Source organism: Skermania sp. ID1734 (genome assembly GCF_007489285.1).
In the GTDB taxonomy this organism is placed as follows: Bacteria; Actinomycetota; Actinomycetes; order Mycobacteriales; family Mycobacteriaceae; genus ID1734.
The window spans coordinates 73,474-96,114 of sequence record NZ_VLIY01000001.1 but is presented as its reverse complement, the minus strand read 5'-3'; the positions used below and the strand labels follow the sequence as shown (position 1 = coordinate 96,114).

Below are 22,641 nucleotides of genomic sequence, written 5' to 3'. Positions count from 1 at the left end.
TGCACCGATTTGTTCCGGTCACTCCTCACGCCGCCGCTGTGTGGCTGGCCTCGACCTGTTCGTCGACGGGAGGCGCCGCGGGTGGCGTGCCGTCGCCGAAGGGCCTGCCGCCGAGGTCTTCGCGGCCGTGCGGAGTGAGCCAACCCGACAGGTCAGGACCCTTGGGGACGATGCCGTTCGGGTTGATGTCGGTGTGCACCAGGTAGTAGTGCTGCTTGATTTGTACGAAGTCGATCGTGTCGCCGAATCCGGGTGTCTGGAAGAGATCACGCGCATATGCCCACAGCACCGGCATCTCGGTGAGCTTGTTGCGGTTGCACTTGAAGTGGCCGTGGTAGACGGCGTCGAAGCGCGCCAGGGTTGTGAACAGTCGGACGTCGGCTTCGGTGATTGTGTCGCCAACCAGGTAGCGCTGGCTGGCGAGCCGCTCCGACAACCAGTCCAGGCGGGCGAACAGGGCGTCGTAGGCGCGCTCGTACGCGCGTTGCGAGCCTGCGAACCCGCATTTGTACACGCCGTTGTTGACGTCGGTGAAGACGAGTTGGGCGACCTCGTCGATCTCGTCGCGGAGTTTCTCCGGGTACAGGTCGGGCGCGCCGCCGCGGTGATACGCGCTCCACTCGGTGGAGAAGTCGAGGGTGATTTGAGGGTAGTCGTTGGTGACCACCGCTCCGCTGGGAATGTCGACGATCGCTGGAACCGTGATGCCGCGCGAATAGTCAGGGAAGCGGGCGAGGTAGGACTCGCGCAACCGATGGATCTTCAGGACCGGATCGACGCCGCCGGGGTCAAGGTCGAAATTCCAGCTCAGCTTGTCGTGAGTGGGTGCGCACAGCCCCATGGAGAGCGCGCTTTCGAGTCCCAACAGTCGGCGGACGATGATCGCCCGGTTGGCCCACGGACACGCGCGAGCCGCGACCAGGCGGTAGCGTCCGGACTCCACCGGATACCCGTCGCGCCCCTCGGCGGTGATTCGGGTCGCGATGTAGTTGGTATCGCGTTTGAAGCTGCCCGGCTGGACGTAATCTTCCGAACCTTCGTTGTCCGTCACGCCAGTGGAGGTACCCATCCACGGGATGTCGAAATCCGTCTGGCGCGTCAGTTAGCCGGTGCGGTATATTCCGCATGGAGTAATTGCCGAACTTGTCGGTGGGCAGTCGTAGCGTCATCCGGCAGGAGGTGAGTTGTATGGCGGCAGCGGAGGGCCCTCGTCGGACGAGCGCGGGCAACACGCTGACCCCACTTGGCCTCGCCATCATCGGATTACTCCTGGAGCGAGCTATGCATCCATACGAGATGTACCAGTGGCTCATCACGCGCCGGGAAGACCGGCTGGTCAAGGTGCGCCCGGGCTCGCTGTATCACACAGTGGACCGGCTCGCCGAGCGCGATCTTGTCCGCGCAGTCGGCACCGATCGGGCCGGCAACCGCCCGGAACGCACCGTCTACGAGGTCACTTCGACTGGCCGCAAGGCATTCAACGACCGAATCATCGACATATTGCGGGCGCCGGCGGCGGAGTTCCCGATTTTCCCCGTCGGCATCGCTGAGGCGCACAACCTCGAAGCCGACTTGGTCGTCAAACTGCTCGCCGAGCGTTCGGAGGCTTTGGATCGCCAACTCATCGAACTGCAGGTGATGAAGAAGTACGCGGAAGAGCATGAAGTTCCGCGCATGTACTGGCTCACGGTCGGCTATCAGACCGAGATGCTGCGCACCGAGTTGCGCTGGATCACCGAATTGTCCGCGCAGATAAGCAGCGGCGCCCTGCGCTGGACCGCCTTCCCGCCGGCCGACACTCCGGCGTCAGTGCCCAAACGGTGACCCTCGGTCACGGTGCCCAAACAGTGACCCTCGGTCACGGTGCCCAAACAGTAAGGAAAGACTTCCGTGGAAACTCAACGCAGTCCGTGGGTAGCGCTGTGGACGCTATGTCTGGGCTTCTTCATGATCTTGCTGGACATGACCATCGTGGCGGTGGCCAACCCGGCGATCATGGATGACCTGCACACCGACATCTCCAACGTCATCTGGGTGACCAGCGCTTACCTGCTGGCCTACGCCGTGCCGTTGCTCATCACTGGCCGCCTGGGCGACCGCTACGGGCCCAAGATCCTCTATCTCACCGGCCTTGCGCTGTTCACGGTTTCTTCGCTGTGGTGCGGCCTGTCGACGAGCATCGAGATGCTGATCGGCGCGCGGGTCGTGCAGGGGCTCGGCGCCGCGATGCTGACGCCGCAAACGATGTCGGTGATCACCCGCATCTTCCCGCCGGAGCGGCGTGGCGCGGCCATGGGCGCCTGGGGGTCCGTCGCCGGCGTTGCCTCCCTGGTCGGCCCGATCGCCGGTGGCCTCCTTGTCGACGGGCTCGGCTGGCAGTGGATTTTCTTCATCAACGTTCCGATCGGCGTGGTGGCGTTCGCGCTCGCGCTGCGGTTCGTGCCGGACCTGCCGACGCACGAGCACAAGTTCGACCTGGTCGGTGTCGGCCTGAGCGCCGTGGGCATGTTCCTGCTCGTCTTCGGTCTGCAGGAGGGCAACGACCACAACTGGGACGCCTGGATCTGGGCGATGATCATCGCCGGCTTGCTGGTCCTTGCCGGCTTCATCTACTACCAGTCCCGGGACATTGGGGAGCCGCTGGTTCCGTTGGCGTTGTTCAAGATTCGCAACTTCGCGCTCTCCAACGTCGGCATCACTGCGATGGGCGCAGCGATGACGTCACTGATGCTGCCCGCGTTCTTCTATCTCGAGGCGGTTCGTGATCTGAGCCCGACCAAGTCGGCTTTGGTCTTCGCGCCGACCGCGGTTTTCAGCGGCGTGCTCGCTCCTATTGTCGGGCGCTGGGTCGACAAGGCGCATCCGCGCGTCATCCCGACCATCGGTTTCGCGATGGCGGCCATTGCAATCGCCTGGCTGGCCGAACGGATGCACCCGGACGCGCCGATCTGGACGATGATGTTCCCCATCATTCTGCTAGGCATCTCAATGGCCTGCATCTGGGCTCCGTTGTCGGCGACGGCGACCCATGATCTGCCGCTGGACCAGGCCGGTGCCGGTTCGGGCATCTACAACACAACCCGTCAGGTCGGCTCGGTTCTCGGCAGCGCAGCGATCAGTGCGCTCATTACCGCGCGGATGTCAGCCAACGGATTGCACTCGTCCACAAACCAGAACTCGGGCGCGCTACCGGCCTTCGTCGTGCATCCATTCAGCAGCGCACTGGCGGAGTCGATGCTGCTCCCGGCAGCCATCCTGGTCGTTGGGTGTTGCGCGTCCGCGCTCTTTGCCCGCCACGCCAAAGACAAGGCGGCACGACAGGCCGCCGCGGCTCCTGCCGAGGTCGTCGCTTGACGGGGTAATAGTGTGCTCGGAATGAGCAGCCCAACCCGCCTGGAACGACTCAGCACCGACGCCGGCGCCGCCATTGGCGTCCTGACCTTCGACAACCCGCCGCTCAACCTCTTCGATCAGCCGTTGCTGGATTCGCTGATCGAGAACGTTGCGGCGCTCGCCGCGGACCCGCCCAGGGCGGTTTTGCTGCGCGCGGAGGGCAAGATGAACTCGGGTGGCGTCGACGTGCACCTATTCGACGGGCTCACCCCCGAGCAAGGCGCCGACCTGTGGCGGCGACTGTTCGACGCGATCGTCCATCCGATCGAGCAGTTGCCGTGTCCGGTTGTGTACGCGGCACACGGGTTGACGCTCACCGCGGCGTTCGAAATCGCCTTGGCGTGCGACATCATCGTGGCCGGGCCGAAAGCGAAGTTCGGGCTGGTCGAGACTGTGGTCGGTCTGACGCCCTCGATGGGTGGCCCACAGCGCCTCGCCGAACGAGCGGGGTCCGGCCGGGCCCGCGAACTGGTCATGACCGCAGGCCTCTACGACGCGGCGACCATGGCCGAGTGGGGAGTGGTCAACGCCGTTCACGACGATGTCGACGCGGCGGCGCGGTCGTTGACCGCAACGCTGGCTGACGGACCTACCCGCGCGCATCACGCGACCAAGCAGATCGTCGCGGCGTGGCGTTCGGGCGGCATAGCGCACGCCGACTCGGTGACACCGGACGTGTCCGGCGCGCTCTTCGGCACGGCCGACCTGCAGGGCGCGGTGCGCAGCTTCCTCGACGTCGGACCTGGAAAGGCCGCGTATCAAGGCAGGTGACGCGGCGCGCGGGGACGACACCCGAGCATCTGTGTGACGAAGGTCATATAGTCGATTCGGACAGTGAGTGCCCGTCGGTCGGAGGTTCGATGCCGAGAACGCTTGTCGAGTTCCCTGGTGTCACGTCTGGGGGAGCTGAACCTGCTCGTCAACCCGATGGTTTGCTGCACTACGGCGATCTGACGCCGTGTCTGACTGAACTGCTCGACCTGCGCGTGCACCGCTATGCGCAACGCGATGCGGTCGTCGAAGTCGGTGCCGCTGGGCGGCCGACGCAACGGATCAGCTACCGCGAGTTGTGGACGAGCGCGTCGCGAGTCGCGGGCGGCTTGGGAAATCGCGGCATCGGCTACGGCGATCGGGTCGGGATTGCGCTGCCGAACGGCATCCGCTGGGCTCAGGCGTTCCTCGGCGCCCTGCTGAGTGGCGCAGTGCCGGTACCGATCAACTGTGCGGCCGGGCCTGCGGAGGTCGCGCACATGCTTGCCGACAGCGCCATCGACTTCCTGCTCGACGGCGAACTGCCCATCGGCCCGGCGTTCATAGATGACGGCGCAAGCCTCGGTGAGGTCGCCCTGCTGTGCTACACCCGCGGTCTCGGCGCCAAACCGAAGGGCGTGGAGCTGAGCAACGAAAACCTGCTCTCCGCAATCGAATCCGTGATCGCCGCCGAACGCCTACCAACCGACGGCGTCAAGAACCTCGTATTGCTGCCACTGGCCCACGCGACCGGCTGCGTCGATCAGTTTCTGCCCACCTTGGCCGTCGGTGGAACGGTCTTTGTCGGGTCCGGTATCGAGGCCGGCGATGTGCGCGCGATCGTCGAGGATGAAGAGATCGATGTCCTCACCGCGGGTCCCGCCACCTACGGCCTGCTCGCGGCGGGCCGGGTGCTTTCCGGCCTCGTGCACGACGGAATGCGGCGAATTTGCTGTGCCGGTGGAGCACTGACAGATCAGGTTTCGGCGGCGCTGCGGTCTGCCTTCCCAGCTGCCGCGCAGTGGTCCTGGTGGGGCGCAACCGAGACGAGCGGCGTCGCGTTGACGATGCCCGAAGACGCCGCCTCCACCCACCCCGGCTGTGTCGGCGCAGCCTTCGGCGCGACGGAAGTCGCTCTCTGGGGCCCGGAGGCGGACGCCGGTGTCGGGGAGCTGCTGTGCCGGGGCCCGAACGTCATGCGCGGGTACTGGCGTGACCCGGTCGCCACAGCCGCGCAGTTCACAGGCCAGTGGTTTCACACCGGAGACCAGGTGCGGATCGATTCGGATGGTTTCGTCCGGTTACTCGCCCAGTAAGGCTTAGGCCAGCAGGCGGTCGCGTAATCTGGCCAGCACCGTTTCGTTGATGCCGATAGCGGTCAGGTAGTCGCCGAACGAGCCGTACAACTCGTCGACGGCCTTCATCGCGGATTCCAGATACTCCGCGCGAACACCCAACATTTCATCGAAGCCATGCACCGGCTCGCCGAACTTCGCCGCGAGCATCGCTTTGAGCGGTTCAATGGCGTCGTTGCTCCGGAGGAAGTCGGCAACGATGTCGTCGTCCGTCACGCCAATCGCGCGCAGCAGCGTGGCGATCAACCAGCCGGTTCGGTCTTTTCCGGCGGCGCAGTGGACCAGTGCGACGCCGTCGTACTCGGTTATGGCCCTTGTCGTTTCGATGATCGCCGTGCGGGCACCGTCGGACGCGACGAAGCGAGGATATTCCGCGAGCATGTAGGACCGGGCGCGTTCTGCGGTGAGTTCGTGCGCCTCATGCGGGGCCGTTTCGGTGTCGGTCCGGGGCGGAAAGAATGGCGTGGCGTGCAGCCGGACGCCGGGTGGAAGCTGGTCGGCGCCGGCCCGTTCAGCTTCGCCATAACTGCGCAGGTCGAACACATCGGTGACGCCTAGCTCGAGCAGGCGCTCACGACCCGCGTCGTCGAGGCCGGCCAGCTGCGACGACCGGAGCAGGATTCGCGGACGTACCGCGCGACCGTCTGCAGTACGCAACCCACCGACATCGCGGAAGTTCCATGCACCGCTGAGCTGGAACTGATCCTCATCCACTCCAGTCACGCATCCAGACTACGGAGGACGGATCTCGCGGCCGCGCGCAACGTCGCGATAACTACGCCAGCAATCTTGTCGCAATTTCCTCACGATTTATCCATGTACCCAACTATCGGTGGGGACTCGTACAACTGAACCCGCCGGCCGACTTACCATCGAGATCGTGTTAGGAAGTGCCATTGCCACCGAGCGCCGCGCGCAGCTCGCTGAATGCGCAGTGGCCGTTGCGGGCCGGGACGGCGTCGAGGCGGCCACCGCTGATGCCGTCGCCCATGAAGCCGGCCTGCCGACGGAGGCGGTTCGGGACTGCTTCGAGACCGAGGACTCGCTGCTCGAGGCGATGAGCGAAGCGCTGATTCGCGAGATCGGCGAATCGGTGCAAGCAGCTTTTGCCGATGTCGACCTAGTTGGTGATGAAAGCGGATCACGCGGTCTGCGCATCCTGTTGCACAACGCGTTGTCCCGGATCTGGTCCGTCATCGAGTCGGCGCCCGAGCGCAACGTCCTGCTGCGCGAAATCACTGCGTACTCCCTACGGCGGCAACTCACGCGCGACGCGCAGGACTGCGCCGCCGTTCGGCAGTACCGGCTCATGGACACCCTCGCCACGGCGTTTCTCGAAGAGGCCGCCCGCCGGACCGGCACGATCTGGCTCGAACCGGTGTCGGCGATCGCACAATTCGGCGAGGCACTGCTCGACGGTCTCGTTGGCCGGTGGCTGGTTGATCGCAGCAGCGAGACGATGATCATTCAGCTCGACGATCTGGCCGGAATCATCGCGGCCAAGGCTGTGCCCGCCTAGTGCGCCAAGGCACTGGCGATATCCGCGAGGTTGTCGCGCGGTTGGATGCCGCGACCCGTTCTCTCGATCCGCCGTTCGCCGCGGTCGATATGACGACTGTCGAGGCAAACGCGGCCGATCTGGTTCGCCGCGCATCCGGTTTGCCGATCCGAGTGGCCAGCAAGTCCGTTCGTTGTCGAGCGGTGCTCCAACGCGTCCTGGGCCCGGAGCTGAGCGGGCGCGACGGCTTCCGGGGGCTGATGACCTTCTCCCTGCGCGAGGCCATCTGGCTCGTCCGTCAGGGTGCCGACGACGTGTTGATGGGCTACCCGACGGTGGACCGTGTCGCGCTTGCGGAGTACGCCGCTGATTCCCGGCTGGTCGAGCGCATCACCTTGATGCTCGATGACCCGGCCCAGCTCGATGTCGTTCGATCGGTGGGCGGCGCAGCCGTGGTTCCGCGCGTGTGCCTCGATGTGGACGCCTCGCTGCGGATCGGCCGGCTCCATCTCGGGGCCCGGCGGTCTCCGGTTCGCACCCCGGAGCAGGCTGCCGACCTGGCGCGGCAGGTTGTTGCGCGTGGTGGCTCGGTCGCCGGGGTGATGACGTACGAAGCACAAATCGCGGGCCTACCCGATTCGAATCCGGCGGTGGTGTTGGTGAAGAAGGCGTCGGCGCGGGAGATCGGTGGCCGTCGACGCGCGGTCGTGGCCGCGGTGCGCGATGTTGTCGGCGACCTCGCGATCGTCAACAGCGGCGGCAGCGGATCGATCGAGGTGAGCGTCGAGGGCAGCGACGTGACTGAGGTGACCGCCGGATCGGGTTTGTTCGTGCCCGCGTTGTTCGACGATTACCGCAGCTTCGCGCCGCGGCCGGCGCTGTTGTTCGCCACGAGTGTGGTGCGGCGTCCCGCGGCTGGAATTGCGACGGTTTTCGGCGGCGGTTACGTGGCCTCCGGCGCTGCCGGCAAATCGCGGTTGCCGGTGCCCGCATGGCCGCAGCGTTTACGGCTCCTCGGCGCCGAGGGCGCCGGTGAGGTACAGACCCCAGTCGCCGGGTCTGCCGCCGAGGACCTTTCGGTCGGCGACCGGGTGTGGTTCCGGCACGCCAAGGCGGGCGAAGTATGCGAGCGCTTCACGCACCTGCACCTCGTGGAGGCCGACGGATCGGTCACTGCCGCGCCGACGTATCGGGGCGAAGGCATGTGCTTCGGCTAGTCGTCGATCTCGCATAGGCGCTTCGTCGCGCAGCGCCGGTTTCGATCAGGTGGAACCGATCGAGGCGTGGTGCCGTCTAACCCATCGAGAACAGAGTTCATGGCGTTCGGGGGTTCGGGGTGAGAGACCAGGTTGAAGCGGGCGACCTGCGGGTCGACCCCGAGTCGGCCGAGGCGTGCGCGCGGCATTGCGACGAGTTCGCACGAGGGGTGCGCGCGCACGCCAGCCAGGCTCTGAATCTCTCACAGGTGTCCGGATTCGGAACGCTTCAATCGGGCAGAGACTTGCAACGGGGGTTCGAACGTAAGGCCGTTGCAGCTGCCCGTCATCTCGAGGCTTATGCAGATGTGATCGATAATCTTGGTGCTGCTTTTCGCGATGCTGCCGAGATGTATCGAATGCGAGACGCGAATACGGCACAGAGCGTTTCCACCGCGGCTGCTGCGGAGACGAGGACGCCATGAGGGCGATCGGCGTCGTCATTGGTGCAATCATCGCAGGCTTGTGCGTGTCTGGTTGTTCTGCGGGTGAGTCGAGCCCTCCGCCAGTCACATCGGCTACCGCGAGTTCATCCCAGCCAGTTCCGGCTGGTCTCGCACCGCCTCGTCAGGCTCCCGAAATCAACGGCCCGTTGATCGAATTCGATCCTTGCACCAATATCAATAAAGCCCTGCTGGTCTCGGTGGGCTTGGCTGGAGCCAAGATTCAGCGAAGCGATCGGATGGGGAGTCCGACTTCGAGCCTGGGCTGCATCTTTACCGGGGGAGACAAGCTAATCAGCGTGTTCTCCGGAAATGAGGCGTTCGTTGATCAGTTGGATCGCGATCGCGCCCTCCGCACCGGCCCGCCTGCTCAACTCATCACCATCAACGGCCGAGAGGCTTTCACGGGCCCGAACCGCATCGGCGACCAAAACTGCACTGTCGTCATGCGTACGGACTTCGGGCACGTGTACGTCGACGGTGGCTACATCGTGAACCGAGCGGAATTCCAACGCCGCCAACTCAATACCTGTGCTGAAATCCTGCGCATCGCAACACTGCTCGAGCCACTGCTGCCGAAGGGGCATTGACTGTGACCAATCCACTGCTGCCGCTCCTTCCGGACGATGTCCGTCGCAGCGTTGCGGCCGATGAGGTCGCGGCTCGCGCGTCACGAGTAGCCGCGTCGCGCGCCGGCTTCGAAGAACAACTGGGCGTCGGTGTCGACCCGGATTACGTTCAACTTGTCGAAGCGTTCGAGTCACTGACACATGAGCAGATTTTCGAGCACGTGCACGGGATGAACGCCGCAGCCCTCAATGCCGTCGGGAGAGAATGGTTTTCGCTGCTATCCAGTCTATCCGGTCTGACGACGTCGCGAACCATCGCGATGCTGCGCGAGATCGGCGACAACTGGATGGGTACTGCGGCCGATGCGGCAACCAGCGCGGTCAATGCATTAGCTCGATCTGGCCACGACACCATCGAAGTGATGTCGTCGGTGTCGTCGCGACTCAGCCAGGCTGGCTTCGCCGTCGAGGCACTGAAAACAGCGGTGCCGCCGCCGGAATCGTCACACGCCGTCGCTCAGTTGCCGGGTGTGTTAGCTGCGCCCGAAGCGGCGGTGGCCGTGGCGGAGCGAGCCGAAGCCGCCCGGCAAGAGGCGATCCGCGCGATGACCGACATCTACCTGCCGACGCTCAAACCGGTTGGCGATTCGGTACCGGCCTTCACGCAACCGCAAGATATACCCGGCGTGTCACCGTCATTCGGCGGCGGAATAACAAGCTCCGCAACAACTTCACATCACTCAGCACCGCCGGTCAGCGGTCCGGCCGCGGATACCGCAAGCCCACAGACCACGCCCGATTCACAGCACAACACCGACACGAGCGCGTCCGGCCGTGAAACCGGCACCGACGACCCCGCATCGACCTCCGATCCAGCCTCGGAAGCAAACACTGAAACCACGCCAGCCACAATCGATCCGACGGATCGCACTGCACCGGCGTCGAACCCGTCGATCGACGCAGAACGCCCGCGTATCGGTAGCTCAACGATCACGCCCGGGGAGTCCGGTGGCATTGGCGGCATTGGGGGCGTCGGCACACCGCGCGGTGATCAGCGTCGGCGCGAGGGCCTCGGGCCTGCAACGAATCTCGGAGTCGGGGCGATCGGGGGCCTTGGCGGAGCGATGGCCGGAGCGAGCGATCCGGTGCGGTCACCAGCGAGCCTCGCCGCGACGAAAGCCGTGCCGCCGATCGGCATGGTGCCGCCCGGTCGCGGAAGCGACGGCGAGGGCGACCACGAACACCGAACGCCGTCCTATCTCGTCACCGTCGACAACGGAACCGAGCTGATCGGTGGCATCGCGCCTGCGGCTCCGGCGGTTCTCGGCGTGTGGGACGACTAGGCCCAGGGGGGATGAAGACGAAGGTCCCGCCACCCGATTCGTTCGGGCGGCGGGACATTCGGACAAGAACCTACGAGCAGATCGCGGCTGGTGCCGTCGGACGCGACCCTACGAGTAGATCGCGGCCGGTGCCGTCCGACGCGACCCTACGAGTAGATCGCGTCTACATCGCCCTCGTACTGCTTGAGCACCACATTGCGCTTGAGGGACATCTTCGGGGTGAGCTCTCCGCCCTCTTGCGTCCAGTCCGCCTCAAGGACCCGAATCTTCTTGATGCTCTCGGCCTTCGACACCTTCTTGTTGGTGTCGGCGACGGCAGCCTCGAGTTCGGCGATGAGATCCTTGTTCGTGGTCAGCTCCGAGATCGGGGTGTCGGCCGGAATGTTGTTGCGCTCCTTCCAGCCCGGCAACGCCTCCCGGTCCAGCGTGATGAGGCAGCCGATGAACGGACGATTGTCGCCGACCACCATGCACTGGCTGACCAGCGGATGCGCCCGCAGCGAGTCCTCGAGCACAGCGGGGGAGACGTTCTTGCCCGCAGCCGTGACGATGATTTCCTTCTTGCGGCCCGTGATGGAAACAAAGCCGCGGTCATCGATGGCGCCGAGGTCTCCGGTCTTGAACCAGCCGTCGACAAATGCGTCCTTGGTCGCATCGTCGTTGTGCCAGTAACCGCTGAACACCACTGGGCCCTTGACCAGCAGTTCGCCGTCCTCGGCGACCTTTGCAGCATGGCCGGCGAGCGGCCGCCCGACGCTGCCGACCTTGATGTGCGTCTGGGTGTTGACGGTGACCGCCGCGGTGGTCTCGGTGAGGCCGTAGCCCTCGTAGATCGGCACGCCCACGCCCCGGAAGAAGTGGCCGAGCCGGGTGCCCAGCGGACCGCCGCCGGAGACCGCTCGGTCGCAGTTGCCGCCGAGAGCCGCCTTCAACTTGCCGTACACCAGCTTGTCGAACAGTGCGTGCTTCGCCTTGAGGACCAGACCGGGACCACCAGAATCCAGCGACTCGCTGTAGGCGATTGCGGTGTCGGCAGCGGCGTCGAAGATCTTGCCCTTGCCGCCGTCGTGCGCCTTCTGCTTGGCGCTGTTGTACACCTTCTCGAAAACGCGCGGCACCGACAGGATGAAGTCCGGCTGGAACTTGCCGAACTGCTCCACCAACGTTCCCCAGTCCGAGGTGTGCGCGACGGACACCTTCGCATCGAACGCCCCGACGCTGATCGCGCGGGCGAATACGTGCGCCAGCGGCAGGAACATCAGGGTCTTCTTGCCCTCGGTCAGTGCCTCGTGCAGCGCATCGCGTGCGGCCGCGGACTCGGCGTAGAGATTGGAGTGCGTCAGTTGCACACCCTTGGGTCGTCCCGTGGTTCCGGAGGTGTAGATCAGGGTGGCCGGCGACTGGGCGTTGACCTGCTTGCGGCGCGCATGCACCTCGTCATCGCTGATGTCGGTGCCGCGGCTGATCAGCGTGTCGATGGCGTTGCCGACCAGTCCGGGCTGGTCACCCGCCTCGATTTGCAGCGATTCCCGCACGTCAGGAGCAGCCTGGGCGACCTCGTGGATCTCTTTCCAGTGCTTGGGGGCCTCGACGATCACCAGCTTGGTGCCGGAGTCTTCCAGGATCCACTTCGCCTGCTCGGCCGAGGAGGACTCGTAGATCGCCACGGTGCAGCCGCCGGCGGTCCAGATCGCATAGTCGAGCAGCACCCACTCGTACCGTGTGGCGGCCATGATTGCCACCCGATCGCCGAGTTCGATTCCGGAAGCCATCAGGCCCTTCGCAACGGCCATCACCTGCTTGCCGAACTCCGCTGCCGTCACGTCGCGCCAACCGTCTCCCGACGGCACCTTGAACGGCACGAAATTTGGCGACTTAGCGGCGTGCTCGAACACCGTGCTTGCCATGGAGGCATCCTCCGGCACGGAGAATGTCGCCGGTACTTCGAACTCACGCATGATCCAGTGATCCCTTCGAATACTCCCCAGTGATTAGCTGCATTGCATCACATGTGCTGCTTCTGCGAGTGCAACTGTCGAACAACTTCGTCATCAGTCAACTGATGAAAGTCCCGGTAGGCGGCGCCGACGCCGCCCAAATCCGTTGGGGTGTGCGGACAAACCACAAGATCGGCAATGCATCCGAGCCGGCTGACCGCATCCGGGGGCGCAACCGGGGTGGCCATGACGAGCCACTTCGGGTGCTCGGCGCGCACCACCGCGCATGCGGCCGCCGCGGTCGCCCCGGTGGCCATCCCATCGTCGACGATCACGACAGTGCGCCCGCGCGGAGAAATTCGCGGCCGGTCGCTGCGCCACAGCCGGGCCCGGCGCTCCAACTCGAGACGTTCGTGCGCCTCGGTTCGCGCCAACTCCGTGTCGGAGACTCGGGTGTGCCGCACGATGTCGTTGTTCAGCACGCGCGCACCCCCCTCTCCGATGGCGCCCATCGCCAACTCCGGCTGCCACGGCACGCCCAGCTTCCGCACCAGCACGATGTCGAGATCGCCGCCGAGCGCCGAATGCACCTCGGCCGCGACCGGCAACCCCCCACGCGGCAGGGCGAGCACCAACGGGTTCGTCGCGCGCAGGTGGTCCAGCGACTTCGCCAGCGCGCGGCCGGCCTCAGCGCGGTCCGCGTACAGCATCGATTTCGACGCTACTCCGCTGGTGAGGGCTGCGTCACAGCTTCGTCCGACCCGGCAGGCGACGGCGTCACAGCTTCGCGTGACCGCGGGACCACTGCGTACCGCCGCAGCTCCAGCGCCGGATTGCGCTTGCGCACCTCGGCCACGCGGTCGGCCTCGACGCTGGCTTGCGTCGTTCCGGTGCGCTCGCCCAGATTGGCGACGACTATCCCCATCGGATCGACGATCATGCTGTGCCCGGAACCACATGGTGCACATTGGTCAGCGGCCACCACGTAGACGGTGTTCTCGATGGCGCGGGCGCGTAGCAGCGTCGTCCAGTGGTCTTCCTTCAGCGGTCCCGGCACCCACTGCGCCGGCAGCAGCACCACCTGCGCTCCGACGTCTACGAGCGTCCGCGTCACCTCGGGGAAGCGCAGGTCATAGCACGTTTGCATACCGAAAACCAGGTCGTCGACGGTGAAGGTTTGCGGAGCCACCAGCTCGCCCGCGGCGATGACATCGGACTCACGGAAGCCGAACGCGTCGTAGAGGTGCAGCTTGCGATAAAGCGCCACGATCTCGCCGTCCGATGCAATCGCCACGAGCGTGTTGTGCGCCCGTTCGCCCGCCTCGGTCCGCTCCAGCACGCCCGCCACCACATGGATGTCGAGTTCTCGGGCAAGGTCGCGCAGACCGGTCACGAACGGGCCGTCGAGAGGTTCTGCCGCGTCGACCATCCGGTGGTCAAGTTTGGCGGCGGTGAACATCGAGAACTCGGGGGCGACGACCATTCGCGCACCACGCTCGCGAGCCACTTCGGCTAGCGACCGGATCCGGGAGAGGTTCTCGGTCTTCTCGGTGGATGCTGCGAACTGCGTGACCGCGATGTCCATTTGTTCCTCCTCGTCGAAGCACGCTACCTCGGCCTGTAAACTGCTGGTCACATGAGCGAAAATCGCGGCTCCGGAGCCGACGTAGGCGAGCGGGGCGACGCGGGCGAGGAGTCCGCTGGCGCCGCGATCGCCGATACCCCCGAAATCTCGTTCCAGGATCTCGGCGTAGACGATCGGGTGCTCGCCGCCATCCGCGACGTGGGCTATGAGTCGCCGTCGCCCATCCAGGCCGCCACAATTCCACCGTTGTTGGCCGGTAGCGACGTCGTCGGCCTGGCCCAAACCGGTACCGGTAAGACGGCGGCTTTCGCCATCCCGATCCTGATGCGCCTGGATACCGCCGCCCGCGAGCCGCGCGCGCTGGTCCTTGCGCCCACGCGCGAACTCGCGATACAGGTGGCCGAGGCATTCGGCCGCTACTCCGCGCACATCCCGGACCTGCACGTTCTGCCGATCTATGGCGGCCAGAACTACGGCGTGCAGCTGCACGGTCTCCGCCGCGGCGCGCACGTGGTGGTCGGTACTCCGGGCCGCGTCATCGACCACTTGGAAAAGGGCAGCCTCGATCTGTCCAAGCTCGAGTATCTCGTTCTCGACGAGGCCGACGAGATGCTCAAGATGGGCTTCCAGGAAGACGTCGAGCGGATCCTCGCCGACACCCCGGACGACAAACAGGTCGCGCTGTTCTCGGCCACCATGCCGCCGGCGATCCGCAAGATCTCCAAGCAGTACCTGCACAATCCGGTCGAGATCACCGTCAAGTCCAAGACCACGACGGCCACCAACATTTCCCAGCGCTGGGTGCAGGTGTCGCATCAGCGCAAGCTGGACGCGCTGACCCGGATCCTCGAGGTAGAGCCCTTCGAGGCGATGATCATCTTCGTCCGGACCAAGCAGGCGACGGAGGAACTCGCGGAAAAGCTACGCTCGCGCGGCTTTTCGGCGGCGGCGATCAACGGCGACATTGTGCAGGCGCAGCGGGAGCGGACCATCGGCCAGCTCAAGTCGGGGGCACTCGACATCCTGGTGGCCACCGATGTCGCCGCCCGTGGCCTCGACGTCGATCGCATTTCCCACGTGCTCAACTACGACATCCCGCACGACACCGAGTCCTACGTGCACCGCATTGGCCGCACGGGACGGGCCGGCCGCACCGGCGAGGCGTTGCTGTTCGTCGCCCCGCGCGAACGGCACCTGCTCAAGGCCATCGAGCGGGCCACACGACAGCCACTGGCCGAGATCCAGCTGCCCACCGTTGAGGACGTCAACGCCCAACGGGTGCAGAAGTTCGCCGATTCGATCACCGAAAGTCTTGGCTCGGACAACCTTTCGCTGTTCCGCCGGTTGATCGAGGACTACGAGCGCGAGCACGACATTCCGCTGGCCGACATTGCCGCCGCCCTGGCGGTGCAATCGCGCGACGGCGAGAACTTCCTCATGCAACCCGAACCGCCCGAGCGGGAACGGCCCGCGCGCGAGCGGCCCTCCCGCGACAGGCCGGCGCGCAAGTTCGATGACGACGACAGTCGGCACCGTAAGACCGGCGCGGAGCTGGCGACCTACCGGATCAGCGTCGGCAAGCGCCACAACGTTGTACCCGGGGCGATCGTGGGTGCGATCGCCAACGAAGGTGGACTGCGCCGCAGCGATTTCGGGCACATCAGCATCCGCCCGGACTTCAGCCTCGTCGAGTTGCCCGCGAAGCTATCCCGGGAAACATTGGAAGCCTTGCGTAGCACCAGGATTGGTGGCCAACTCATTCAGCTGCGACTCGACGACGGCCCGCCGGGGCGGCGCGGACACAGCGACCGGCACGGCGACAAGCGGGGTAAGCCCGACAAGTTCGCCAAGCGCAAGCCTCGCGGTTGATACCTACCGCGTATCCGCGTGCCCCGCAGATCCGCTTAGGCTTTTTCGGCGCCCCTAGGTCAAATCCCCGTCGAATATGCCTAATTCGATGCCCGAGGTTGGGCAATGACAACGCACCCCGCCCACCGCATTGATCAAGAGCAAATGGTCCATCCCGGAGGGCGTGTCGTAGACCCTTCGGTCGTGATCACCGCAGCGGCTGCGGACCCTCCAAGGCCAACTCTGCCGACACGATCACGCAGTTGTCCATCGGCAGCCCGGTCACCCCGACGGCCGTGCGCGCGTGCGCGCCCACGCGCGCCCCGAACACCGACAGAATGCAGTCGGAAAACCCGTTGATCACCACCGTCGATTGCGGAAAGTCGTTGTCCGCATTGACGTATCCGCGCACCATGAGCCACGCGGCTATCCGGTCCAGATCACCGAGTGCCCGCTGCAGGCTGCCCAGCATCGAAAGCGCAGTCAGCCGCGCGGCGTCGGTGGCGTGGTCGACACTGACCCGCGACGGCACCGGCCCGAACGGCCCGCACAGCGACCCGTCGTCGGCCTGTGGGCCGTGACCCGAGACGTACACCCGGTCGCCGTGGAGCCGCACCCAGTCGAAGGAGAACTGAAACCCGGGCGGCGGTTCGGGCTCGGGCGGCAGCACAAAGCCGAGTTCGGCGATCTTGGCTTCGATATGAACCATCAGACGTCCACCCCGTTGATGCTGTGCACTTGCCAGCCCTGGTCATCGACGGTCAGCGTGCTCACCCCGGCATTGAGGATGCGCGGTGACCGCCGGGTGTGCACAACGTCGAGTATCGCCCGGATCACCCCACCGTGCGAGACCACCAGCACCGCGTCATCCGGATACTGCTTGGCCAACTCGTCGAGCACCGCCAGTCCCCGCTCGGCAACTGACCTGCGCGGCTCCAGCCCGGGGTACCAGCCGTGCGGCCACTGGTGGTAAGCCTCCCAGTCGGTCAGGCCCTCGGCGGCACCGTAGTGGCGTTCGGCAAGTTCTGGATACGTTTCCCGCACGGTCAGCCCCAATGCTGTGCCGATGATCGTGGCGGTTTCGTACGCCCGCGACAGCGGCGAGCTCACCAGTTGATCCCAGTCTCGGGTCGCGAGGCGATGTGCGGCCTCGCGGGCCTGCCCACGGCCGGTGACGTTGAGCGGGATGTCGGAGGAACCTTGCAGGCGCCCGTGCAGGTTCCAATCCGTCTCGCCGTGGCGCACCAGCCCGAAGTACGTCACCCACCAAACGGTAATGGACAGGCCGGGGTAGCGTCTGACCTGACCGGCCACATCGATTTCAGGGGACACCATGAAGTTGGCGCTAACGGAAGACGAGTTGGCCTTCCGTGACAAGCTGCGAAAGTTCTATGCCACCGAGATTCCCGAGGACATTCGTCAGCGGGTCCGCCACGGCCAGGAACTCAGCCGCGAGGATTGGGTCACCAGCCATCGCACCCTCAACGCCAACGGACTCGCTGTCCCGCACTGGCCCGTCGAGTGGGGCGGCCAGGACTGGACTCCCACCCAGCGCCACATCTGGCTCGATGAAATGCAACTGGCCTCGGTGCCCGAGCCGTTGACCTTCAACGCGAACATGGTGGGCCCGGTCATCGCCCAGTTCGGCTCGCAAGAGATCAAGCAGCGTTTCCTGCCGCCCACGGCAAACCTGGATATCTGGTGGTGCCAGGGCTTTTCGGAGCCCGACGCGGGATCCGACCTGGCGTCGCTGCGGACCACGGCCGTGCGCGACGGCGACAGCTACATCGTGAACGGGCAGAAGATCTGGACCACGCTCGCCCAGTACGCGGAGTGGATCTTCTGCCTGGTCCGCACCGACCCGAACGCGCCGAAGAAGCAGGCCGGCATCTCGTTCCTGCTGTTCGACCTGAACTCGCCGGGGGTGACCGTCCGCCCGATCAAGCTCATCGACGGCAGCTATGAGGTCAACGAGGTCTTCTTCGAAGACGTTCGCGTCCCGGCGGATCAGCTTGTGGGGCAAGAGAACCAGGGTTGGACCTACGCAAAGTTCCTGCTCGGTAATGAGCGCACCGGCATCACCGGCGTCGGCCGGACCAAGGTGAAGCTGACGCTGGCCAAGCAGCATGCGGGCCGCACCAAACTCGGCAACGGAACCTTGCTGGACGATCCGATGTTCGCCGCGCGCCTCGCCCAGCTCGAAAACGAGCTCCTGGCACTGGAATTGACACAGCTGCGGGTGGTGTCCGATTCTGCCGAAGGTAAACCGAATCCCGCGTCGTCGGTGTTGAAGCTGCGCGGCAGCGAACTGCAGCAGGCGGCGACGGAGCTGCTCATGGACATCGCCGGCCCGGATTCGCTGCCGTACAAGGCCGACGACATCGCCAGCGAAGGCTGGGCGCAGCGCAGCACCTCCACCTACCTCAACTACCGCAAGACGTCCATCTACGGAGGATCGAACGAGGTGCAGCGCAGCATCATTGCCTCGACGATCCTGGGTCTGTGAAAGCGAGCCTGGTCCAATGGATTTCGAACTGAACGACGAACAGCAGCTGCTGCGTGACACCACCCGCGACCTGCTGGCCCGCGCCTACGATCCGGAGAAGCGCAACAAGGTGATCGCGACCGACCTCGGGTGGAGCAAGGACGTCTGGTCGCAGCTGGCCGAGGTCGGCCTGCTCGGTCTGCCATTCGCCGAAGACGACGGCGGCATGGGCGCTGGACCGGTCGAGACCATGGCGGTGCTGGTCGAGGTCGGTCGGCGCCTCGCGCCGGAGCCGATTCTCGACAGCGCGCTGCTGCCGGGCTCGATCATCGCCGATGCCGGCACCGAGGCTCAGCGGCGCGAGCTGTTGCCGCGGGTTGCCGACGGGTCATTACTGCTGGCCTTTGCCCACGCCGAGCCGGGGGTGCGCTGGCCGTCTAGCGAGCTTCAGACGACCGCATCGATGAACGGCGCGGGGTGGACGTTGAACGGGCGTAAGAACCCGGTCCTACGTGGGGATTGCGCCGGCAAGTTCATCGTGAGCGCCGCAGCCGACGGCGGTACCGGACTGTTTTTGGTCGAGGCAGATGCGACCGGAGTGAGTCGGCGCAGCTACGAAACCCACGACGGCGGTCGGGCCGCGCAGCTCGACTTTGCCGACGTACCCGCCGAACAGCTCGGTGACGTGGCCGATGCCAGCGCGCATCTCGCCGCCGCGATCGTGCGCGGCCAGGTCGCCCTCTGCGCCGAGGCGCTGGGCGCGATGGAGGAGTCGTTGCGGCTGACCACCGAATACCTGAAGACACGCAAGCAGTTCGGTGTTCCGTTGGCCAAGTTCCAGACGCTCACCCAACGTGCGGCGGACATGTATGTGTCGCTCGAGCTGGCCCGCAGCATGATGCTGTACGCGACCATGATGCTGGCGGAGGGGCAGGCCGATGCGACCGTCGCTTCGCGGGCAAAGCTGCAGGTCGGTCGCTCGGCGCGGCACATCGGGCAGGAGTCCATCCAGATGCACGGCGGTATCGGCATGACCGCGGAGTACCCGGTGGGTCATTACGTCAGCCGACTGACGGCGATCGAGCACACGTTCGGCGACTCGGCGGATCACCTGCGCCAACTCGCCGCGAACGTGGCCGACTACGAAATGGTCGAGCTCTAATACGTCTTCCACGGCGGCGTGGGGCCTGCGGGCCTTTCCGCCGTGGTGTCGGGCGTCGTCGACGTCGGGGGCACGAACGAGAACGGCGCGCGCGTGGTGTACTCGGGGGCGTTCGACGCGGTGTCGGGCGTGTCGTTATCGGGCGCCATCTGCCACGACGGCGATGGCGGCACGGTGACCTTCGAAAATGTCGTCTCGGTGGTCGATGAGCTGGCGTTGACCGAGCCCTCGGGCAAGGGCGGTGGCGGGGTGTAGTCGGGCGTATCCGAACCGCAGCCGCTCGCCGCGGCAAGTACGCCGACCGTGATGGCTCCGATCGCTACGGCCGCACCGAGCCGTTGTGCTGTGATCATGGCTGTATTGCGCCTGTCCCCGGGGTGGTCGAGTCCTCAAAACGATAAACCCGCCGTCGCGCGGCGGTCGGTGGAGGTCTCCAAACGATATCGGCCGATTTTGCTACGCCGTGTCGCCACAGCATTGTCCCTGCATAGTCGTAACTTGTGTGGTGGAAGTTAACCATGAGACGGCGCGGTCTACGGACCGCAGGCGAGCGAAGGAGCATCGACCATGGCTTCCACCGTGTCCAAGTCCCTCTGGTGGGTCGCATTCCTGGCAGGTTTGGTCAACGCCGGACTCGGCATCGCCGACCTGCACGTCGGGCTGACCGTGTTCGGGCTGATCGTGGCCTCGACGGCCGGCCTGGTGCTGCTCAAGATCCGAGCCGAAGCGCTCGGCCGACTCGATGGTCTCGACGGGCTCGAATCCGTTCGGCGTCCGCGGGCCATGGCCGGCTCGATTTCGATGTCTCGCTAACCGACGCGGGCAAGTTTGCGCTGGCGAGTGCGCGCTAGCGCGTGCTGCCAAGCCAATTCCCGCGCGGTGGCTACAAGTACCTGATCACCCAGCCCTGATCACCCATTCGAACGCGCTCGCCGCGGATCGCGCTCCTTCCGCGGTTCGCGACCGGTTGGGTTCGCCCAACTCCGACAACAATTCTTCGCCCAATCGCACCAGGTCAGCCAGCTTCGCCGGGGTCAGCCACGCCGGCCGCGCAGCGAAGACCAGGTCCTCGGTAGCCGTGTTGCCACTGGCTCCAGGCGCGAACGGACAGCCGCCCAATCCACCGAGTGATCCATCGACCACCGTCGCGCCCGCGCCGAGCGCCGCAAGACTGTTCGCGACCCCGAGCCCCCACGTGTCGTGGCCGTGAAAAACGATGCGCCGCGGCGGCGTGCTGCGGCGAATGGCCGACACCAGTCCCGCGACCTGAGCGGGAATCGCCTGGCCGAGCGTGTCGGCGACAACGACGTCGCCGGCACCATCGGTCCGCCGATCCGAGACGATGTCGAGCACCCGCTGCGGCGCCACCGCGCCCTCGAACGGACACGTGAACGCGGTCGCGACGCACAATTGGATCTCGCCGCCGGCCTCGCGGGCGATCCGCACGGCGTCGGGCATGGCGGCGACACTGTCTTCGGTGCTGCGGCCGATGTTGGCCTTGTTGTGCGAGTCCGACGCCGAGAAGCAGTACTGAAAGTTTCGAACGCCGGCCTTCGCAGCGCGTTCGACGTGGCGCGGCGTCGCCACCCAGACCCAGCAGCGCTCGAGTTCCTCGGCCGTCAGCGCGTCGATCAGTTCCATGGTGTTGGCCATCGGCGGAACCAGGTCCGGGCGGGCCGTCGAGCCGATTTCGAGCATCGGCACGCCAAGGCCGAGCAACCTGCGCACCACATCCACCTTGCGTTCGGTCGACAGCACCTTGCCGGTGAGTTGCAGTCCGTCGCGCAGAGTCACATCGCGCAAGATCATGACCCGGTCACCTCGGCGATGTCGGCAGCGGACATGCCGAGCAGTCCCGAGAGCACCTCGTGCGTGTGCTCACCTAGGTCCGGGCCGACGTTGCGAATCGGCAGCGACTCCCCGCCGATCACCGGCACTATCCCCGGAAAGCCGACCTCGCGCGGTTCGGGTTCGCCGACGTCGACTCTGAACTTCTGAATCATGTTGCGTGCCGCGTATTGCTCGTCGGCGCAAATGTCTGCGGCCGTGTAGATCGGACCGGACGGAATCCCTGCCTCGTCCAGAATCCGTAACGCCTCGTCCCGCGAGTGTTGTTGCGTCCATTCGCCGATGGCGGCATCGAGGCGCTCCCGGTTGGCCCAGCGTCCGGCATTGGTCTGCAGTTCCGGGTCGGTGGCAAGATCGGGGCGACCGATCACCTGCATGTACCGCTGAAAAATGGCGTCGCCGTTGCCGCCGATGATGATGCTGGTGCCGTCGTTGCACGGGTAGGCATTGCTCGGAGCGATGCCCTCCATGCGTCCGCCCACCCGCTCGCGGTTGATGCCGTACGCCTGATAGTCGGGGACCAGCGACTCCATCACGGACAGGATTGCCTCGTTCAGTGCCACGTCGATGATCCGCTGGCTCAGTTCCACCGGCTGCTTTGCCCGTTCGCGCTGGAATAGCGCCATCACGGAGCCGAACGCGGCGTAGATCCCGGCGATGGAATCACCGATCGACACCCCGACCCGCACCGGCGGCCGGTCCGGGTCGCCGACGAGTTCGCGCAATCCGCCGACTGCCTCGGCGACCGCCGCGAATCCCGGTCGTGCGGCCAGCGGACCGGTCTGGCCGAATGCCGAGATCCGGGTGATGATGAGATCCGGATTGACCGCGCTGAGCTGATCCGGGCCTAAGCCCCACTTCTCCAGCATGCCCGGCCGGAAGTTCTCCAGCACAATGTCGCAGTGGCGGACCAGGTCGAGCACCACCTTGCGACCGGCGTCGCTGCGCAGATCCAGCACTATCGATTTCTTGTTGCGGTTGATCGTTCGGTACAGCATCGACGTGTCGCCGCCGTAGAGACGCCAATTGCGTAGCTCGTCGCCGGTGCCCGGACGCTCGACCTTGATCACCTCGGCTCCGAAGTCACCGAGAATCCGCGCCGCGGTAGGCGCCGCAATGTAATTGCCGAGTTCGAGTACCCGGACGCCGTCCAACGGGCGAATGTCCAT

At 65.6% G+C, this 22,641-nt stretch carries 22 protein-coding genes; 12 read left to right on the top strand and 10 right to left on the bottom strand.

The features are described 5' to 3' along the window. Positions 1–25: 25 nt before the first annotated feature. Positions 26–1,051, bottom strand: a complete 1,026-nt coding sequence (locus tag FOS14_RS00300) for a glutathione S-transferase family protein (RefSeq protein ID WP_255449936.1) — start codon at positions 1,049–1,051, stop codon at positions 26–28. 137 nt (positions 1,052–1,188) lie between these two features. Here FOS14_RS00300 and FOS14_RS00295 point away from each other — a divergent pair, with 137 nt between their 5' ends. The 4 genes from FOS14_RS00295 (at position 1,189) to FOS14_RS00280 (ending at position 5,459) form a co-directional block, all read left to right on the top strand. Next, positions 1,189–1,824, top strand: coding sequence for a PadR family transcriptional regulator (locus FOS14_RS00295; RefSeq protein WP_143768265.1), 636 nt, complete (start codon positions 1,189–1,191; stop codon positions 1,822–1,824). 66 nt (positions 1,825–1,890) lie between these two features. Beyond that, a complete protein-coding gene (locus FOS14_RS00290; protein ID WP_143768264.1) occupies positions 1,891–3,354 on the top strand; it encodes a DHA2 family efflux MFS transporter permease subunit in 1,464 nt (487 codons plus the stop codon). A gap of 21 nt (positions 3,355–3,375) precedes the next feature. Beyond that, complete coding sequence (locus FOS14_RS00285; protein ID WP_143768263.1) at positions 3,376–4,164, top strand: enoyl-CoA hydratase/isomerase family protein; 789 nt, start codon at positions 3,376–3,378, stop codon at positions 4,162–4,164. Positions 4,165–4,253: 89 nt separating this feature from the next. Beyond that, positions 4,254–5,459 (top strand): class I adenylate-forming enzyme family protein, encoded by a 1,206-nt coding sequence (locus tag FOS14_RS00280; RefSeq protein ID WP_143768262.1) that lies wholly within the window; start codon positions 4,254–4,256, stop codon positions 5,457–5,459. A 3-nt stretch (positions 5,460–5,462) separates the two neighbouring features. Here FOS14_RS00280 and FOS14_RS00275 read toward each other — a convergent pair whose 3' ends face one another. After that, positions 5,463–6,221, bottom strand: coding sequence for a tyrosine-protein phosphatase (locus FOS14_RS00275; protein WP_143768261.1), 759 nt, complete (start codon positions 6,219–6,221; stop codon positions 5,463–5,465). Between the two features lie 157 nt (positions 6,222–6,378). Here FOS14_RS00275 and FOS14_RS00270 point away from each other — a divergent pair, with 157 nt between their 5' ends. The 4 genes from FOS14_RS00270 (at position 6,379) to FOS14_RS00255 (ending at position 10,607) form a co-directional block, all read left to right on the top strand. Next, on the top strand, positions 6,379–7,017 hold the full coding sequence (locus FOS14_RS00270) for a TetR/AcrR family transcriptional regulator (RefSeq protein WP_143768260.1): 639 nt from the start codon (positions 6,379–6,381) through the stop codon (positions 7,015–7,017). 20 nt (positions 7,018–7,037) lie between these two features. Further along, positions 7,038–8,213, top strand: a complete 1,176-nt coding sequence (locus tag FOS14_RS00265) for an amino acid deaminase/aldolase (RefSeq protein WP_143768593.1) — start codon at positions 7,038–7,040, stop codon at positions 8,211–8,213. Between the two features lie 460 nt (positions 8,214–8,673). Beyond that, entirely contained in the window at positions 8,674–9,285 is a 612-nt protein-coding gene (locus FOS14_RS00260) for a DUF3558 domain-containing protein (protein WP_143768258.1), read from the top strand. Positions 9,286–9,287: 2 nt separating this feature from the next. Further along, on the top strand, positions 9,288–10,607 hold the full coding sequence (locus tag FOS14_RS00255; protein WP_143768257.1) for a hypothetical protein: 1,320 nt from the start codon (positions 9,288–9,290) through the stop codon (positions 10,605–10,607). A 146-nt stretch (positions 10,608–10,753) separates the two neighbouring features. Here the strand turns inward: FOS14_RS00255 and FOS14_RS00250 are convergent, their stop codons facing one another. The 3 genes from FOS14_RS00250 to FOS14_RS00240 are packed head-to-tail and all read right to left on the bottom strand — an operon-like array spanning position 10,754 to position 14,129. Beyond that, entirely contained in the window at positions 10,754–12,565 is a 1,812-nt protein-coding gene (locus tag FOS14_RS00250; protein WP_143768255.1) for a long-chain fatty acid--CoA ligase, read from the bottom strand. A gap of 47 nt (positions 12,566–12,612) precedes the next feature. After that, positions 12,613–13,254 (bottom strand): phosphoribosyltransferase, encoded by a 642-nt coding sequence (locus FOS14_RS00245; RefSeq protein ID WP_143768253.1) that lies wholly within the window; start codon positions 13,252–13,254, stop codon positions 12,613–12,615. A gap of 11 nt (positions 13,255–13,265) precedes the next feature. Continuing rightward, a complete protein-coding gene (locus tag FOS14_RS00240) occupies positions 13,266–14,129 on the bottom strand; it encodes a carbon-nitrogen hydrolase family protein (protein ID WP_143768592.1) in 864 nt (287 codons plus the stop codon). A gap of 51 nt (positions 14,130–14,180) precedes the next feature. Between FOS14_RS00240 and FOS14_RS00235 the strand changes: the two genes are divergently transcribed. Then, the gene (locus tag FOS14_RS00235) at positions 14,181–15,998 is read left to right on the top strand and encodes a DEAD/DEAH box helicase (RefSeq protein WP_143768251.1); all 1,818 of its coding nucleotides are present in this window, start codon (positions 14,181–14,183) and stop codon (positions 15,996–15,998) included. A gap of 187 nt (positions 15,999–16,185) precedes the next feature. Here the strand turns inward: FOS14_RS00235 and FOS14_RS00230 are convergent, their stop codons facing one another. Both FOS14_RS00230 and FOS14_RS00225 read right to left on the bottom strand, forming a co-directional pair. Continuing rightward, the gene (locus FOS14_RS00230) at positions 16,186–16,686 is read right to left on the bottom strand and encodes a RidA family protein (protein ID WP_143768249.1); all 501 of its coding nucleotides are present in this window, start codon (positions 16,684–16,686) and stop codon (positions 16,186–16,188) included. Then, on the bottom strand, positions 16,686–17,312 hold the full coding sequence (locus FOS14_RS00225; protein WP_255449935.1) for a histidine phosphatase family protein: 627 nt from the start codon (positions 17,310–17,312) through the stop codon (positions 16,686–16,688). The genes FOS14_RS00230 and FOS14_RS00225 overlap by 1 nt, the downstream gene beginning before the upstream one ends. Between FOS14_RS00225 and FOS14_RS00220 the strand changes: the two genes are divergently transcribed. Further along, positions 17,311–18,483 carry an acyl-CoA dehydrogenase family protein gene (locus FOS14_RS00220; protein WP_143768247.1) on the top strand — a complete coding sequence of 391 codons (1,173 nt, stop codon included), beginning with the start codon at positions 17,311–17,313 and terminating at the stop codon, positions 18,481–18,483. The two genes, FOS14_RS00225 and FOS14_RS00220, sit on opposite strands and share 2 nt — an antisense overlap. 16 nt (positions 18,484–18,499) lie before the next feature. Further along, positions 18,500–19,624, top strand: coding sequence for an acyl-CoA dehydrogenase family protein (locus FOS14_RS00215; RefSeq protein ID WP_143768245.1), 1,125 nt, complete (start codon positions 18,500–18,502; stop codon positions 19,622–19,624). On the opposite strand, the gene FOS14_RS00210 is transcribed toward FOS14_RS00215, so the two are convergent. Next, entirely contained in the window at positions 19,621–19,977 is a 357-nt protein-coding gene (locus tag FOS14_RS00210) for a hypothetical protein (RefSeq protein ID WP_143768243.1), read from the bottom strand. The genes FOS14_RS00215 and FOS14_RS00210 overlap by 4 nt on opposite strands. Before the next feature lie 214 nt (positions 19,978–20,191). On the opposite strand from FOS14_RS00210, the gene FOS14_RS00205 reads away from it, so the two are divergent. Further along, positions 20,192–20,437 carry a hypothetical protein gene (locus FOS14_RS00205; RefSeq protein WP_143768242.1) on the top strand — a complete coding sequence of 82 codons (246 nt, stop codon included), beginning with the start codon at positions 20,192–20,194 and terminating at the stop codon, positions 20,435–20,437. Positions 20,438–20,521: 84 nt separating this feature from the next. On the opposite strand, the gene FOS14_RS00200 is transcribed toward FOS14_RS00205, so the two are convergent. Continuing rightward, entirely contained in the window at positions 20,522–21,433 is a 912-nt protein-coding gene (locus FOS14_RS00200) for a hydroxymethylglutaryl-CoA lyase (protein WP_143768240.1), read from the bottom strand. Then, complete coding sequence (locus FOS14_RS00195; RefSeq protein ID WP_143768238.1) at positions 21,430–22,641, bottom strand: CaiB/BaiF CoA-transferase family protein; 1,212 nt, start codon at positions 22,639–22,641, stop codon at positions 21,430–21,432. Before FOS14_RS00195 ends, FOS14_RS00200 begins: the two co-directional genes overlap by 4 nt.

Coding starts and splice junctions, on each gene's coding strand:
- FOS14_RS00295 (WP_143768265.1), top strand. CDS start 1,189: ATGGCGGCAGCGGAGGGCCCTCGTCGGACGAGCGCGGGCAACACGCTG.
- FOS14_RS00285 (WP_143768263.1), top strand. CDS start 3,376: ATGAGCAGCCCAACCCGCCTGGAACGACTCAGCACCGACGCCGGCGCC.
- FOS14_RS00280 (WP_143768262.1), top strand. CDS start 4,254: ATGCCGAGAACGCTTGTCGAGTTCCCTGGTGTCACGTCTGGGGGAGCT.
- FOS14_RS00260 (WP_143768258.1), top strand. CDS start 8,674: ATGAGGGCGATCGGCGTCGTCATTGGTGCAATCATCGCAGGCTTGTGC.
- FOS14_RS00250 (WP_143768255.1), bottom strand. CDS start 12,565: ATGCGTGAGTTCGAAGTACCGGCGACATTCTCCGTGCCGGAGGATGCC.
- FOS14_RS00245 (WP_143768253.1), bottom strand. CDS start 13,254: ATGCTGTACGCGGACCGCGCTGAGGCCGGCCGCGCGCTGGCGAAGTCG.
- FOS14_RS00240 (WP_143768592.1), bottom strand. CDS start 14,129: ATGGACATCGCGGTCACGCAGTTCGCAGCATCCACCGAGAAGACCGAG.
- FOS14_RS00235 (WP_143768251.1), top strand. CDS start 14,181: ATGAGCGAAAATCGCGGCTCCGGAGCCGACGTAGGCGAGCGGGGCGAC.
- FOS14_RS00230 (WP_143768249.1), bottom strand. CDS start 16,686: ATGGTTCATATCGAAGCCAAGATCGCCGAACTCGGCTTTGTGCTGCCG.
- FOS14_RS00220 (WP_143768247.1), top strand. CDS start 17,311: ATGAAGTTGGCGCTAACGGAAGACGAGTTGGCCTTCCGTGACAAGCTG.
- FOS14_RS00225 (WP_255449935.1), bottom strand. CDS start 17,312: ATGGTGTCCCCTGAAATCGATGTGGCCGGTCAGGTCAGACGCTACCCC.
- FOS14_RS00215 (WP_143768245.1), top strand. CDS start 18,500: ATGGATTTCGAACTGAACGACGAACAGCAGCTGCTGCGTGACACCACC.
- FOS14_RS00210 (WP_143768243.1), bottom strand. CDS start 19,977: ATGATCACAGCACAACGGCTCGGTGCGGCCGTAGCGATCGGAGCCATC.
- FOS14_RS00205 (WP_143768242.1), top strand. CDS start 20,192: ATGGCTTCCACCGTGTCCAAGTCCCTCTGGTGGGTCGCATTCCTGGCA.
- FOS14_RS00200 (WP_143768240.1), bottom strand. CDS start 21,433: ATGATCTTGCGCGATGTGACTCTGCGCGACGGACTGCAACTCACCGGC.
- FOS14_RS00195 (WP_143768238.1), bottom strand. CDS start 22,641: ATGGACATTCGCCCGTTGGACGGCGTCCGGGTACTCGAACTCGGCAAT.